We start from the raw sequence: 14,139 nt of genomic DNA, 5'->3' as shown, positions 1-14,139 counted from the left end.
GATTCAAAGCGCCTCAAGGGTTCGCTGCGCCGGGCTCACGCCCGCCCTTGACCCGCACAACCACCCACTCTGATTTCAAAAGAGGCCAAAATTGGGACCTGCTTCCGATCGCAGCGGTTGTTGCATCGCCACTCGACGGTCAGCGCAACGCCGGTCAGAGACAGTGAGCCCACCGCGTATTGATCGACAGAACAAGGTTGACTGCGGATCGACGCGGCCGCTCAGCGGGTACGCACCTCCGGCTACCATTTCGTTATCGGGCAGCATTCGCGCGCTAGCGGACCTAGCCGGCATACTCATGCCGGACGCTAGGACGTGCACTTCGCTCTCGACAAGGGGCTTCGGCCAGATTTCCTGCGCCCCTAGCGCGCTAGGCAATACATCCACATTCAAAAGGCCACGTCGAAATCTATCTCCGTCCCATTACAAGGGGCAGCGCGTCCGTTGAAACTTCAAACTCGCGCTACGTCCCACAATCAACGCAAATCTGCCTAACATGGCTGTTCCCGCCAATTTCCCCTATCCCATCGCCATTCGCCTCGAAATCCGTAACGCATTGCAGGTAAACGACTAGCCTTATTGATTGTCGGCCTGCTGATTCGCAGTGTCGAGTCACACTTACATGAAGCCAAAAATAACGATATGTAGAATTCGCTGATAGCGCGACGATTCCAGAGTTCTGAGTAGCGGACGCTTTACCCAGCTCGCCCGCTTTTGCCGGACTGGAAGCTGGGTTACAACTGGTGAGCCCCCGATCATGAAAGAGCATGAGGCGAGAAACTATAAAGAATACGCAGCGTGGCAGCGGCAGGAGCGCGACATTGGGAGGACGCCAGGCGCGCCGACAAATTCCCACATTGCCAGGAACGAGCGTGCATTTATGGACCAGCGGAATGCGGCTAATCAGCGTCGCCAACCTCCGCCCACTACTCCGCTTTTTCATTCGAACGCGAACACAACCAATTACACCTCGTCACAGTCAGCTCCAAGTAAAAGCGGAAAATCGGGGAGCACCTTTGGCGGTTTTGTCGTACTTGCGATCGTTGGACTCATCATCGCAGGCGTGTACGGGCATGTTCCGGCACAACAGCTAGTCACCCTCGCTGTCGGGCTTGGGGTGATTGCAGTTGGCTTGATGATCGCGCTGGCAATACTGAAATTTGCTCTCAGAAATTTTTGGCTCATCCTCTGCGTTCTCGGCGTTGGGGCCTATGTCCTGACACATCATTGATGCTCGCAGTGAATCGGCTGCGCCAAGCGCATTTATCTATATCGGGACGAAACACGGCACGGCGTCACGCTGCCTGCGTCGTTCAGATTTGGGAACTGCTAGCCGATCGAATCGCCCAGTTTCTTTCGCCAGTTCAAACCCTACGCGTGAAATGGAGACGGAGCGCGCGGTCGGACAGCTTTCGAACGCTGCACTTCGGCAGCCTCGCCTGCAGAGCATCGGCTGTTGACGCTCGCTGCTATCGCCCGTGGCATTTCTTGAACTTTTCGCCTGAGCCGCACGGGCATGGACTGTTGCGACCGGTCTTTCCGGATTTTGTTCGTTCGTTCGAACGCGGCGGCTGAACGAACTGTGTGACGCGATCTTTGAACTGCCGCAGTTCGGGAGTTTCGAAGAAATTCCAGTCCCGGTTCAACTCTTCATAGTGAGTCTTCCGCTCGTCGGTCCAAGTCCCGCACGGCATGAGAATGAAGTCCTCGGCAACCGTGCCGTCTGAGAACTTCGGTGCCTCGATGCCGATGCCGATAACCTTCACGAGGTTCGGAAACTTGTTCTTCGCCGCGCCGCAGGCAATTTCCAGCAACGCTTGCCGCTTCTCACGAAAATCCGCCGTTGTGCGGATTTCTTCAGGAACACGCAATTGCAGAAGGACATAGCCGAAATTCGGCGTGAACGAGGGCAAGAAGGTCACTTGCCGGGTGAACGACCCCGCGTCCGGGAAGCGCTCGACTGCGGTAAGCATCTTCGCGGACAGGCCCCGGCGCATGAACCGCGGCTCCTTGACCATCTCGTAGATGGCACTTTCACCACGCGCGATATTCGAGTTGCCGCCGAGCGTACCCTCCAAACTGTTCTGGCACGTCCGTTGGATCAGCCTGTCCCAGAAGTACGAGATTCCGTCTTCCTTTCTGGTGTTCTGGTAGACGCCGGTCTGCACAAAGTCGCGCCACTGGCCCTCGCCGATCATCACGCCGTTGACCTTGCTCCTGCCCCCGTCCTTGCCCTTCGGCCCGATGACATGCCGCTTCGTCGCGGAGTCGTAGTTGACGAGATAGTGACCGAGAAGGTCTTCTTCACCGCAGTAGCTCAAATAGTCGAAAGCAGCAGCGGCCCTGACCTTCTCGTCGAGATAGGCCGCAAAGTCGCTGACTGTATCCAGCTCGCGCAGCACGATGGGCATGTTGTGGCTATCGAGCACATGGACCGGCTTGTGTCTGTCGATCTCAATTTGGAACGGATCGGTTGGGCCTCCACCGGTCTCCATGTAGGTGATCGCAAGGCTGCCGTAGACGTTCTGCGGGGATGCGCGTTCGCAGGCCTCCTTCGCCCCGTGAGCCACGATTATCTTGTGAATGACCGCTTCGTCCTTATTAAAGGGCACCGGAAACGGCCTTTCGCATTTTGCATCGAGAAAGATCGGCCTGCCGCTGCGGATGTAGCGCTCTGCCCCGGAGATAAAGTCAAATGTGGTGTTTGGAGAGTTTGGTCTGATCAGGCGGCAAGCGGTTGCTGAGCCGGTGTGCTGTCAGTCACCGGTAGCCCGTCTTTGAAAGGAACTCCTTCGAGCAGGGAGGCGACTTTTTCGGGCGCACGAATGCGCCGCCACGATTTTTCCGCCGACTCAATCAGCTTGAATGCGAGGCCAAGGAAGGTCGGACGCGAAACGCAATTGCGCGTGCGAGTTGTTCGATGCCGAACGGTGGCAAAGGTCGACTCAATGGGATTGGTCGTTCGCAAGTGCTGCCAGTGTTCGGCAGGAAAGTCATAGAAGGCAAGCAACTCATCACTGTCTTTTACGAGTTTCTCCGTCGCCTTCGGATACTTGGCCGCATAAGCGTCAATAAAGCGGTTGAAGGCCGCGAGGGCTTCCTCGCGTGTGGCGGCTTGCCAGATCTCCTGCAGGCCAGCTTTGGCCCGACCATGCTGGGATTTAGGCAAGGCGCTGAGAATGTTTCCAGTCTTATGGAACCAGCAGCGCTGGTGCCGGGTCTTTGGAAACACTTCAGCCAATGCCGCCCACAGACCCATTGCCCCATCGCCGGCCGCGAGCAGCGGACCGCTTTGCAGGCCTCGTGCCTTCAGATCCAGCAAGAGCTCGCACCAAGCGTCCTTCGACTCGCGGAAACCATCGCCGATCGACACGCGTTCTTTCGTTCCATCAGGCTTGACGCCGATGATGACCAACAAGCACTGGCCGTCCGAATCGTCGCTGCGCAGCCCCGTGTGGATGCCATCGGCCCACCAATAGACCCACCGCGCGTTTGACAGATCACGCTGATTCCACAAAGTGTGCTCGTCGGCCCACTGAGCCTTTAGACGGCTGACCACATTGGGCGAAAGACCTTTGGCCTCTTCGCCCAACAGCACGCTCAGCGCCTCGCCCATGTCGCCGGTCGACACGCCACGTAGATACAGCCAGGGCAATGCCGCCGACACGCGGGGCGACTTCCGAATGTAGGGCGGCACGATGTTCGAATTGAACTTCACGCCCGAGCCCGAGCGATCGCGGACCTTCGGCACCTTCACGGTGACCGGGCCAATCGCGGTCACAACCTCGCGCTCAGGCAGGTAGCCATTGCGAATCACGGCCCGTCTTCCATCGAGAGTCTTCACGTTGTCGTAGCGTTCGAGCAATGTCGTCAACTCCGCCTCAATCGCTTGCTGGATGATCTGCCGGGCGCCTTGTTGAATCAAATCGTCAAGGCCGCTGGGCCGTGCTTCCGATTTACCCGCGCTCGTTTCTTCTGTAACCTTCTTCATTGGTGGTGGATTCCGGTTTGGCTGGTTGTTACTCTGGACAAGCAACATTCTCAGCTAAACCGCCACCGCCTTCAAATCCCTGCCTCACCCAAACACCAGATCCGACCATAACTCTCTGCCCCGTGCGCGGTCCTAATCTGGCGATCGATGACATTGCGCTTCCACCGGTCCCACAGAATCTGTGGATCTCTGTCGGGTATTTCGGGCAGCTGGTTTTCGCGGTCAAAGAAGATGAACACGGTGTCGCCGAATACGGCCAACAGGTCGCACAACTCGTGCCGTCATCCTTGTACGGATTCGGATAGCTCCAGAGCTTCAGGAACGACCGCTCGCAAAACTCCACAAGCAGCCGCTCCGTCGCCGTGACGCCTCCCGAAGGCCCCGTCATAGCAACTTCGCTCCAACTGCTTCGGCCGCCTCGCGAGTCGCCTCTGCGACTTCATATAGGAAGGCATTGCGGTCCGGAGATGGTCTCTCATCCGGAATCGGTGCTGCGCGTTCGTAGATTTGGTCTGCGATCAGCTTGGCGCGCCGGAAGGTCGAGAGGTAACCGGATTCATCGAATGCGCTGCGCCATTCCGCCAAGCGCTCCGTGCGGACCCGCCGCGAGGCCAAGTCGATCAGTCGGCGGCTGAGCTCCTCCGCAATCGCGCCGTAGAGGTGCTGCTTGTCATCGTCGCTAGGCTCCGGGCCCGACCAGCCTACTGGGTTTTGGAGAAGAACGTAGATGCGCTGCTGCAGAAGTTGCTTCAGGTCGGCGACGGGCTTCAGATTGTCATATTCGTCGGCGATCCCGGTCGCAAGGCGGCGGGTGAGCGCCTTGACACGGGTCCAGTGTTCTTTATCAAGTCCCTGCTTGACGCTGAGACCGAGGCGGGGCCGCCAGGCATTGCGAAAGAGTTCCGCGGCGCGCTCGACCGCGAGGACCAGGTTCATGCGGTCATAGGTAGGGCGCGAGTCGGCGGGCTTGGGCCGCGCGATGACGCCGTCCACCATTTCGAGTAGCTTGCCAATCTGTTTGATCGTTCGCTGCCCGTCTGTGGACTCAGCATCCAGCTTCGCGTCAATCCCCGAGAGAAATACCCGCGCCGTGTTCAGGCGCGCGCGCAGAGCCCGCTCCGCGAACGGCCCGAGATCTTCGCCGATGGAAGCGAGGACGTTTTCGGCCGAAGCCAGCACATGATGGACACGCGCCGCGGGCGTCGGTAGGTTGTCGCCGTCGACCTGATCAAAATGAGTAAACGCGAATATCAGCTTCGGTGCACTGCCCGAGGACACCAATTCCTTCATTGCCGCCACTGGGGCGGCCAGCATCGGCTGGGTAGCGTTATCCACCAAGATTACGGCGTCCACCATCTCGATGCGCCTTGAGAGCGCCGTCGAGATGGTGGACATCGAGCGCGGTGTATGGCCGAGACCCTCGCCGTCTAGTATCACGAGCTTCGGCGCCCCGCTGCTCCAGGTGGGATGGAACGGACCGGCGACACGGACGCCGTTGACCAGCGGCGTCAACAGCGTTCCAAAAAGCGGGGCGTAGTTCGACGAGAAACGGGCTAACGTCTTAATGAAGGCGTCCCGGTCTTCGGTTTCCCATGTCCAGCTCATCGGCCAGCCGACCTTGGACCTCAGCAGTTTGCCGTCGAGCGCGGCGAAGCGCTCCTCGATCTCGTCCATCAGCGAATCGACAACCCGCTGGAAAGCCTCGTCGTCTCGCGTCCGGTTGTCCAAGCCTTCCTCGAACAGTTCGTCGATGACGCGCTGGTCCTTCTCCTCAGTTGCGTTCAGTTCCTGACGCAACGCTTCGCCATGCTGCGTGGCGACTTCCTGAAGCGCTGCAAGGGCCTGCGCGAGGACCTCGTTCGTGGTCTTCATCATCTCGCCAGTATCCGTGGGCGCTTCGGCCTCCGGCTCGTCGTCGAAGTCGCTGATCTCCTTCACGGGCCCGTTCCCAAGCACGTAATTGAAACGGAAGCGTTGGTTCACATGGGTCAGCAGGCGGCGCATCTGCTCACCCTCAGGCTCGCCGCGATAGGCGGCGAGGACGGCAGCAGAGGCGCATTCCTTCAGGTGTTCGCGCACGTCCTCCATGGGGAAGAACGTCAGTACGGCGCGGAAGCGGCCCTCGGCAAGAACGATCTCGGTCTCATGAACCGTCGTCTTTGCAGTGGAGGTGGAGGGAAAGCGCTCGCGGGCCGGGTCGGTGCCGATGATCTGGCGCAGCAGCGTCGTCTTGCCCGCTCCAGTCGTGCCAAGCATCAGGGCTCTACGATAGTCGCTCGTTTGCGCCGAAGGTAGGGCAATGACCGTCTCGCGCAGGCTCAAAAAGTCAGTCTCACCGCCTTCCAGCTTGTAATAGAAGATGTCCACGACCCGGAGGTCGAGCGCGGCGAGGGCCTGCTCGCGCGCGCCGAGATCCCACAGATGCGGACTAGACAGCAAGACGTTCATGTCATCCCGCAGCTTGGCCGCATCCTGCTCGTCGTCGGTCTTCAGGCTTTGCCGTACCCGCAGGCCTTCCTTGCCAGTTGCCGGATCAGTGCGCCGAGGATGTCGGAAGATGATTGCCCAAGTGCTGCGGCCTTGGGTCCGGCTGAGACTGGCGGTATAGAAGGATTCAGGCATCATATCTCTCGTTGTTCCCGGGTTGTTCCTGACCAAATTCTCCACGCCTTCAGTCAGCACGTCAAGTTTTTGGAACAACATTGGAACAACAGACTTACAAGCAACTCAAGGGTCTCTTCCTCGGGCATCGGTCGGGTCAGACAATTGTCGGTCGTACGCCATGTATTTTGCGACCTTGACCTCGCTTGCCAACTGCATCGCTTTTAAACTGCCGCATGGGATAGTCAAACCTTACGGAATAGAGCCGTGGTCACAATGAGTCCAGCGCACGTGGCGCACTGTCGATGTGGCGTTGTCGAAATCAGCGCTTGGGGTGAGCCGATTATGGTTAATGCCTGCTACTGCGACGACTGTCAGACGGCAGCCCAATGCCTCGCCCCATCCGCCAATTCCGGGCAAGCGCCAGAGGGTGACGGTGGCACGGAGTTCATGGTCTTCCGCCGCGATCGCGTTGCTTGCACGCGGGGCGCAGATTGCCTTGAACCGATGAGACTAAACGCCATCTCGAAGACCAGACGGATGAAAGCGAGTTGTTGCGGAACACCGATGTATATGGCCTTTGATGATAAGCGGCCTTGGGTGTCAGCGTTCCGCAGCCCTTTTGGACCGGATGCCCCGCCGGTAGAAATGCGGATCTGTACCCGGTTCAACCGCTCGGCACCGGAGGCCGAAGACGACCTGCCCAGCCATCCCGCTTATCCTCCGGCAATGATGCTCCGAATTCTGGCCGTCTGGCCATTCATGCTGTTCAGCCGGCCGGTCGGCGCGTTGCCATAGCGCGGCGTTCGATGCCATTGGATGTATAAATGGCTTCCTGGGTCAGAGCTGGACAGGCCTGCAGCGGATCGATTGTCCATGCAGTATTGGACAGCTGGCCACAAGGTGCCTGTTCGACATAACAGGTAGCTGGCTGATAATCTCGATCAACTGCAGCCCCGATGCTGCCTGTCAACTCTCGTTCTATGACTAATAAACATCCACCAATCCCTCCCGCGCAACCAGGCAAACGACAGTGGCATGGAACGCATCACTCCTGGAGTTTCCGTCCAGAAGCGTTTCGTTGGACAGGTGAACAGATCTCTGGGCTGAATCTTCTGCCCCTTGCGACGGAGATGCGTGCGTGGATGTTACGGCGTGGGAATCTCTCTCTAATGCCGCCTTCAGATTCACCGACAAACGGCGGCTTCACCAACCCGTATACAGCTAACGGCATCACACTCGCACTGCTCATGAGCAGAGTCATCAACGCAGCTCACGAATACACCAACGCGGCGTCCCTAAGTGACGACGAAGTAGCTGTAGAACTTGAACGAATCCGCTTGCACAACGAAGTGCTAATTTACTCTGCCAGGCTATGCGAAGTTGCTATCAAGCAACTGCTTTACTGCACACAGATTCCAGTGCCTCAGTATCAGCGTATGGCGTTGGGCCAGCTGCTTGAGTCGCCCTGCCCAACGTGTACGCGGAAAAATGGCCAGAAACCTCATCTCGTTTCATTGGTAGGGACACTAGCGCACCCATTCCACTTATGCCTTGAGTTTGAGCATTGCGCCATGGACCACATGGATCTCGTAAATAAGCTGCGCAACTCGCAAGCCGCACACTCTGAAGTTCAGACGCTAAACATCAGACCCACTGCCGTATCGAAGGCGCAATTTCTGCATGATAGTGACGAGGCACTCAGTGGTTTCGTGCATATGCTGAGCCACTTGGAAACCCTGGAGCAAAAGATGATGGCGGACCTAGCGGAAAAAGGTGAGGCCGTTAATCGCCTAAAAAGATCCGGACTGCCGGCGAATGATTGCAATTTTAATCTAGTTCCGGGTCAACCGTTCGTCTTCACCTCGAAGCAAACAGACGGCAGCGTGAACTGACTCGCCAACGCCGGTGTGCTCCCTACTTAGGGTGCAGCGTTTGGCTCAGCCACACCGGCCGGTCATGAGGCTGCTTCGCTACTACGACGTAGAGATCGAGGACAAGCGCGCGATCATCGTCGGGCGCAGCCGTATTCTGGGTACGCCGATGGCGATGGATGCTGTCGAATGCAGACGCGACAGTCACGCCATGTCATTCACGCACCGTTGAATTGGAAGACGAGATCCGTCGAGCCGATATTCTCGTCGGAGCTGTCCGCAAGCCGCACTTCGTTCGCTCCTCGTGGATTAGAGACGGCGCAGTGGTGGTCGATGCAGGCTATCACACGGGCGGTATCGGCGACATTGAGCCTGACGGCCACCTCGGAAGATGCAATGCAATTACTCCTGTCCTTGGCAGCGTGGGCCCCATGACCATTGCGATGCTCGTCGCTCAGACGCTGCTGGCTGCGCAACGCGCGTATGCTCGGTCTAGCGCCTGATTGACCGTGCGTGGCGCAAAGTTACTTCGCCACGCTGATTCGCCCTCTTCCCTATTACCGCGTAGAGCGTACCTAACGATTTCTAAATCATGGATTTAGTTGAAGAATACGGTCCGTGCGAATTGATGGAATATGACGTCACTACCGTGGCTTCGGGACTGTCGTGTCTGGATTGCGAAACGCACACGGAGCACGGCCGATCAACCGAACGAGTGTGACTCGAGCCTTGGCTGCCACTGACACACGTCGCATGCGCGGGAGCAATTGCTCCGCGTCTCCCTTGACATCCTGCGCGCCGCCGCAAACCCCACGCCGCAATGGCTTCAGCCGGCTCGGCTGCACACCACCAACTGAGACATGGGCACCGCGACGACGCCATTGAGCCTATGACGCGAACCTGCACCTCGGCCCCTGGTCAGCGGCCGCGCAGCGATATGCATACCCGAGAGGCACAGGAAAAATCCGCGCGCGCGTTCTCTTCAACCTGAGCATATCCTCAAGGGAGGATATGTTTTTTGAGGGTAGAAGCATATGCTCACATAAGCATAGAAAGGAAATGCCGGAGGCCCCATGGCGGCAATCGCCGAAGCCCCTTCCGCCGATTAAAGATTAATCGACTCCGATAGACGTGCGGATCACGGCTCTGTCTTCGCCACCGTGTTGGACTGTCTCAACCCTGCCCCGTGGTAGTCCAATTTCCCTAGCGCGCCACCGGTCTCCCCGTCCACGCTAGCGGTCACTCACCGAAGCTCTTCAGTTGGAAGAGGCGGCCCTATCCGTCGGTCGGCTCGTGCTCAGCGACGGGTGACAGCATACGTATAACATGGATTTCGATGATGAACAGGTGCTTGGACGCAGGGAACACGACATTCGTTGGCGGCGCTTGAAATTGTGGTGTCAAACAAAGAGAGGGCGGTTTCAAGCCGAAGTGCAACAAGGGGTTAATGTTTAGCGTCTTGAGGTTGACTTGCTGAGGCGAGCGTGGCGGCGAAGACCTCGAACGGTGAATGAAACGCGTGAGTTGCGCGCGGCCGGTTGTTCAAGCTGTCGGCGATAGCATCGAGTTCGTCTTGTGTGTAGACCGAGAGGTCGGTTCCCTTAGGTAAGTACTGGCGCAACAATCCGTTGGTGTTTTCGCAAGTGCCGCGTTGCCACGGGCTGTGCGGGTCGCAGAAGTACACGCGCACGCCGGTGGCCGCGGCGAGTTCCTGATGGCGCGCGAGTTCCTTGCCCTGGTCATAGGTGAAGCTCTGGCGCAGGGGTTCAGGAATCGAATTGAGTTTGGCCGAGAAGCCCGCCAGAGCTGAGGCGGCCGTAGCATCCTCCATCTTGGCAAGCAACACCAGGCGGCTGGTGCGCTCAACCAGTACGCCAACGGAGGATTGGTTGCCGGCGCCTTTTATAAAGTCGCCTTCCCAGTGTCCAGGCAGCAGGCGGTCTTCGATTTCGGGCGGGCGCACGTGAATACTCACCATCTCGGGAATCTGCCCGCGTCGGTCTGTGCCGCGTGTGCGGGACATACGGGTACTGTGGCCGTGGCGCAGGCAGGCAATCAACTGGCGGCGCAGTTCGCCGCGCGGCTGAGCGTAGATAGCCGTGTAGATGGTTTCGTGCGATACGTGCTGGGTCGGGTCGGTCGGATACATTCGCCTAAGTGTGCCCGATATCTGCTGGGGCGACCACTTCCAGTCCAGCAACGTGAGCACAACCCGCCAGCGAACGCCCTGCGTGCAAAGCTTGGCGGGGCCGCGCCCAGCGCTACGGCGGGCGGCGCATAGTGCTTGAGCTGGCACGGATGCGTAGCCAGCAGGAGAGCTGTTGCGCGTCAGTTCACGGCTCACGGTGGACGGCGAGCGACCGAGCATTCGGGCCATGGCCCGAATGCTCACATCCTGCAGTCGTAGGCTTGCGATGGCGAGGCGTTCTTCAGGTTGAAGATGCTGGTATGAAATAGTTTTGTCGGGCATTGCAACACCTTATACGAGATAGGTGTTGCACCTCGCTTTTGAGGCCGCCGAGTCTTTTCTTAAGAATTTTTGGAAATAAAATGCGGTGAAAGTGTGCTCCATCAGCCATAAGTTGGACCCGCATTGACGCCGCGGCCGCGCAAAGCACGGCCTGAGAAGCGGATTTCGCGTCGGCATCGAAATCAAGAATAGTCTCGGTCCCGAAGTACACTGCTCTTGCATCGGATATAGATGATTGTTCGCGCGCACTGCGGCATTCGCGCATTCGGTGACTGACATCTATCGTTCGAACGAATTCGAGCTACAGCGAGAGATGCCTCTCGACTGATTGGAGCAAGTCAATAATGTCGGCTGCCCCGATGAAATCGAAGAGAACGGGCTGGCCATTTAATGCGGCGGTAATTTTGAATAGTGTCCCTTCTGGGCTCCGTACTGCTGCGCCCCCATTGTGGGCCGGATACCTACTCAGACGTTTCGTCCCACTTCCTGTGAGATTAAATCTGTTGCCATGCGCGACACCATTGCGCAGGTGATAGACCATCTCCAGGATGGGCGCGTGATCGAAATAGTCGTGCTGTACAAGCTCGTCGCCCAGCATCAATAACGCGCCCATGGCCCACGTGCGGAGGAAATAGCGCTGCAAGGCTTGGTCTTCGCGGAAAAGATCGAGGTAATGCCGAAGGTCCAGCGTATGAAAGGTGCCATCTTTCCGTTGAATCTCACCGATTGGATTCTGGCCGGCGGCCGTTGCCGGCGGCAGCGAATTGATGGACGTTGGGTTGACAGCGACCAGATGCGCCACCAAGAACGAGTAGTAGCCTGCAGCAAGTCCCTGAGCTACTCGTGCAACCGCAGCCCGCTCTGGATTTCCCGGCATGTTTTCTTTGTAACGTTGATGTTTGTAGAGCGTCGACGAACAATTGGACGGATGCAGAAACACACTAGCACAACGTTCTGGAACTCACGGCTCGGCCGGCGGAGAGAACCAGGAGACTGCGCAACAGCTTCGGCAGAGATGGTCGGAAGCAAACCCGAGTCAAGAATAGCGAATGGCCCGAGTGACATTCGCCGACCCGCTAGATACCGACCGAATAATGCCCAATACATGAATGAGCGAAACGTCACAGTCGTCGCTCGAGCGGGAGAGCAACTACTTTCTTCCGGTGCCGGCTCGTCATGCCATGGTTCAATTGCGTCCTACCCGGGCGATCTACCCGGTCACGATACCAAGACGAGGGACCCACGCCATGAGCACCATTAGCCGACCGCCAATCTGGCAACTTATTCGAGATGCTGTCGCGCCCCTAGGTCGTGAGACCAGCAATGGGGAGATCAAACAGCTCTTGTTGAACGCGTATCCAGACCTTAACGAAGCGACCATCGCCTGCCAAATCGCCATCTGTACTGTCAACCGAGTGGGCCGGGTGGGCTACCCGGAGAACAAGAAGCCCCGTCTCGCAAACAGCCGTTACGATTTTCTGTTCGCTACCGGCCGCGGGAAGGTGACATGGTACGACCCGGCGAAGCATGGCCTATGGTCGATCGTCGAGACCTCAGACGGTCTCGCGGTGCGACGCGACGGAGAGGCCACCGATGACGTCAGCACCCAGGTGGATATTGATGCCGTCGAGCCGGTCGACGACGGCTTTGGGGGCGGTGCGTTCGCGCTCGAAAGCCACCTGCGCGATTACCTGGCGCGCAACCCGCCCAGCACCACGACGCACGGCCCCCTCACTCTGTTCGTCGACGCCAATGGAAGAGACGGCGTGGAGTACCAGACGGATTGCGGCCCCGCAGACCTCGTGTTCCTGGACATGGCCGAGAACTTCGTGGTGTTCGAGCTCAAACTGGGCCGGGGCCCGGACGCCGCACTTGGCCAGGTGCAGCGTTACATGGGATGGTTCGAGCACCACGTGGCCATGGGCAAGTCCGTGTCCGGGGTGATCGTGGCGAACTCGATCTCCGACAAGCTCAAATACGCGGGCAAGGTCGCACCCAGGGTCCAGCTTATGGAGTACCGCCTGTCCGTCGAGCTTGCTCCGGTCACGCTGAAGGGGCTGGCACCAGGAGGCCCGGCGTGATCACGTGGTTGTCGCACGCTTGGACGGCGGTGGTGTCGTTCGTCGGCTGCCTGAACGAGGGCGAGCTACGACTGCTGACCGGTGCCGTGTCGGTGGTGACCGTGCTCATCTCGGTCTTTGCGATTACCCGCCCCTTGCGCTACCAGAAAAGCGCGGCGCTGCTCGACCAGGCCGTGCGTGCGCTCGAGCGGGCGTACAACGCCCTGACCGTTGACGGCGCCCAGACGGAAACGGTTCCGGCCGACCAGTTGAATTGGCTGACCGCGGCGCGCAATCTGGAAACCTACAAGGCGCTGAAACGCCAGGTCGGCGTGAAGGTCCACCGTCGAATCGCGGACGATCACGAGGAGCATTGGCGCCACCTGTTCTATCTTGCGCTCAAAGGTGACGCGTACCACCAGCCGACCTACTATCGGGAAGTCCAGACCCCACGGGCGGATCGCCGCAGCGGGATCGAGCCACATTCCGCCGTCATCGTCCACGCGTTCGCGAAATGGCCCAAGCATCGCCGTGACCCAGTGGAGCACGCGGACTTTGATCGGATCTTCGAAGAGACGGATCCTCGCCCCGGCAACATCGGGTTGAGCTATTTCCTGAACGATCCGGCGTCGCGCGGGACCGCCCGATTCCGCGACCTGCCCGAGCCCTATCCCGACGCAAACTGGTGGAGCCGCTGCCTTCGACAACTCCGCCTGCGCAAACGCCTATGACGACGATCGATACTCATCGATGGGATTCGCGCCTGCAGTACCAGGACGTCCAGACTGTCCTGCACCGGCCGCGGGTCCGTGCCTTCCTGAACGATGTTGTGAAGCCCGCCCTCGCAGCGATCGACGCAGACATCGAACGTCCTCGGCCGATACCCTCATTCGAACAGGCGGTCCTGCCCCGCGAGTTGCTGGACCGGTTCGCCGCGGCCATAGTCGGGTTTTGGGAGGACGTCGAGTACATCCGCCTCAACAGCATCGAACGGAAAGACGAGCAGATTCACGCAGAAATGGAACGGTTGATACAGAATCGCAAGTCACGTGTCTGATATGTCTGTCAACAAGCTATGAAACAACGGCTCAGATGGTGGGCGGTCTCAGTCCGTGTTTCGTCGGCAAAATTGAGAATTTGGCT

12 protein-coding genes are annotated in these 14,139 nt (G+C 58.7%); 7 read left to right on the top strand and 5 right to left on the bottom strand.

Going from position 1 to position 14,139, the window contains the following annotated elements; translation table 11 throughout:
* Positions 1–757 precede the first annotated feature (757 nt).
* Complete coding sequence (locus ACEN42_RS15300; RefSeq protein WP_371881699.1) at positions 758–1,231, top strand: hypothetical protein; 474 nt, start codon at positions 758–760, stop codon at positions 1,229–1,231.
* A 238-nt stretch (positions 1,232–1,469) separates the two neighbouring features.
* Here the strand turns inward: ACEN42_RS15300 and ACEN42_RS15295 are convergent, their stop codons facing one another.
* From ACEN42_RS15295 to ACEN42_RS15285, 3 genes are all read right to left on the bottom strand, one after another.
* The gene (locus tag ACEN42_RS15295; protein ID WP_371881698.1) at positions 1,470–2,612 is read right to left on the bottom strand and encodes a YecA family protein; all 1,143 of its coding nucleotides are present in this window, start codon (positions 2,610–2,612) and stop codon (positions 1,470–1,472) included.
* A 110-nt stretch (positions 2,613–2,722) separates the two neighbouring features.
* Positions 2,723–3,991 carry an IS256 family transposase gene (locus ACEN42_RS15290; RefSeq protein WP_371881697.1) on the bottom strand — a complete coding sequence of 423 codons (1,269 nt, stop codon included), beginning with the start codon at positions 3,989–3,991 and terminating at the stop codon, positions 2,723–2,725.
* 384 nt (positions 3,992–4,375) lie between these two features.
* On the bottom strand, positions 4,376–6,616 hold the full coding sequence (locus ACEN42_RS15285) for a hypothetical protein (RefSeq protein ID WP_371881696.1): 2,241 nt from the start codon (positions 6,614–6,616) through the stop codon (positions 4,376–4,378).
* Positions 6,617–7,842: 1,226 nt separating this feature from the next.
* On the opposite strand from ACEN42_RS15285, the gene ACEN42_RS15280 reads away from it, so the two are divergent.
* From ACEN42_RS15280 to ACEN42_RS15270, 3 genes are all read left to right on the top strand, one after another.
* Positions 7,843–8,487 carry a hypothetical protein gene (locus ACEN42_RS15280; RefSeq protein WP_371881695.1) on the top strand — a complete coding sequence of 215 codons (645 nt, stop codon included), beginning with the start codon at positions 7,843–7,845 and terminating at the stop codon, positions 8,485–8,487.
* A 64-nt stretch (positions 8,488–8,551) separates the two neighbouring features.
* Positions 8,552–8,698, top strand: coding sequence for a hypothetical protein (locus ACEN42_RS15275; RefSeq protein ID WP_371881694.1), 147 nt, complete (start codon positions 8,552–8,554; stop codon positions 8,696–8,698).
* Entirely contained in the window at positions 8,646–8,969 is a 324-nt protein-coding gene (locus ACEN42_RS15270) for a hypothetical protein (RefSeq protein WP_371881693.1), read from the top strand. Before ACEN42_RS15275 ends, ACEN42_RS15270 begins: the two co-directional genes overlap by 53 nt.
* Positions 8,970–9,910: 941 nt before the next feature.
* Here the strand turns inward: ACEN42_RS15270 and ACEN42_RS15265 are convergent.
* Positions 9,911–10,921: an IS30 family transposase gene (locus ACEN42_RS15265; protein ID WP_371881115.1), complete on the bottom strand. Its 1,011-nt coding sequence runs from the start codon at positions 10,919–10,921 to the stop codon at positions 9,911–9,913.
* Between the two features lie 316 nt (positions 10,922–11,237).
* A complete protein-coding gene (locus tag ACEN42_RS15260; protein ID WP_371881692.1) occupies positions 11,238–11,813 on the bottom strand; it encodes a hypothetical protein in 576 nt (191 codons plus the stop codon).
* 370 nt (positions 11,814–12,183) lie between these two features.
* Here ACEN42_RS15260 and ACEN42_RS15255 point away from each other — a divergent pair, with 370 nt between their 5' ends.
* From ACEN42_RS15255 to ACEN42_RS15245, 3 genes are read left to right on the top strand one after another with little or no spacing between them, the layout of a single operon-like run.
* On the top strand, positions 12,184–13,017 hold the full coding sequence (locus ACEN42_RS15255) for an endonuclease NucS domain-containing protein (protein WP_371881691.1): 834 nt from the start codon (positions 12,184–12,186) through the stop codon (positions 13,015–13,017).
* On the top strand, positions 13,014–13,727 hold the full coding sequence (locus tag ACEN42_RS15250) for a hypothetical protein (protein ID WP_371881690.1): 714 nt from the start codon (positions 13,014–13,016) through the stop codon (positions 13,725–13,727). Before ACEN42_RS15255 ends, ACEN42_RS15250 begins: the two co-directional genes overlap by 4 nt.
* Positions 13,724–14,053, top strand: coding sequence for a hypothetical protein (locus ACEN42_RS15245; RefSeq protein ID WP_371881689.1), 330 nt, complete (start codon positions 13,724–13,726; stop codon positions 14,051–14,053). Before ACEN42_RS15250 ends, ACEN42_RS15245 begins: the two co-directional genes overlap by 4 nt.
* Positions 14,054–14,139: the final 86 nt, after the last annotated feature.

Source organism: Caballeronia sp. S22 (assembly GCF_964261745.1).
GTDB classification, from domain to species: domain Bacteria; phylum Pseudomonadota; class Gammaproteobacteria; order Burkholderiales; family Burkholderiaceae; genus Caballeronia; species Caballeronia jiangsuensis.
This window is presented reverse-complemented; position numbering and strand designations above follow the sequence as displayed.

Bases quoted from the DNA above. Each gene is read 5' to 3' on its own strand.
- ACEN42_RS15300 (WP_371881699.1), top strand. From the start codon at position 758: ATGAAAGAGCATGAGGCGAGAAACTATAAAGAATACGCAGCGTGGCAG.
- ACEN42_RS15290 (WP_371881697.1), bottom strand. From the start codon at position 3,991: ATGAAGAAGGTTACAGAAGAAACGAGCGCGGGTAAATCGGAAGCACGG.
- ACEN42_RS15285 (WP_371881696.1), bottom strand. From the start codon at position 6,616: ATGATGCCTGAATCCTTCTATACCGCCAGTCTCAGCCGGACCCAAGGC.
- ACEN42_RS15280 (WP_371881695.1), top strand. From the start codon at position 7,843: ATGAGCAGAGTCATCAACGCAGCTCACGAATACACCAACGCGGCGTCC.
- ACEN42_RS15275 (WP_371881694.1), top strand. From the start codon at position 8,552: ATGAGGCTGCTTCGCTACTACGACGTAGAGATCGAGGACAAGCGCGCG.
- ACEN42_RS15270 (WP_371881693.1), top strand. From the start codon at position 8,646: ATGCTGTCGAATGCAGACGCGACAGTCACGCCATGTCATTCACGCACC.
- ACEN42_RS15260 (WP_371881692.1), bottom strand. From the start codon at position 11,813: ATGCCGGGAAATCCAGAGCGGGCTGCGGTTGCACGAGTAGCTCAGGGA.
- ACEN42_RS15255 (WP_371881691.1), top strand. From the start codon at position 12,184: ATGAGCACCATTAGCCGACCGCCAATCTGGCAACTTATTCGAGATGCT.
- ACEN42_RS15245 (WP_371881689.1), top strand. From the start codon at position 13,724: ATGACGACGATCGATACTCATCGATGGGATTCGCGCCTGCAGTACCAG.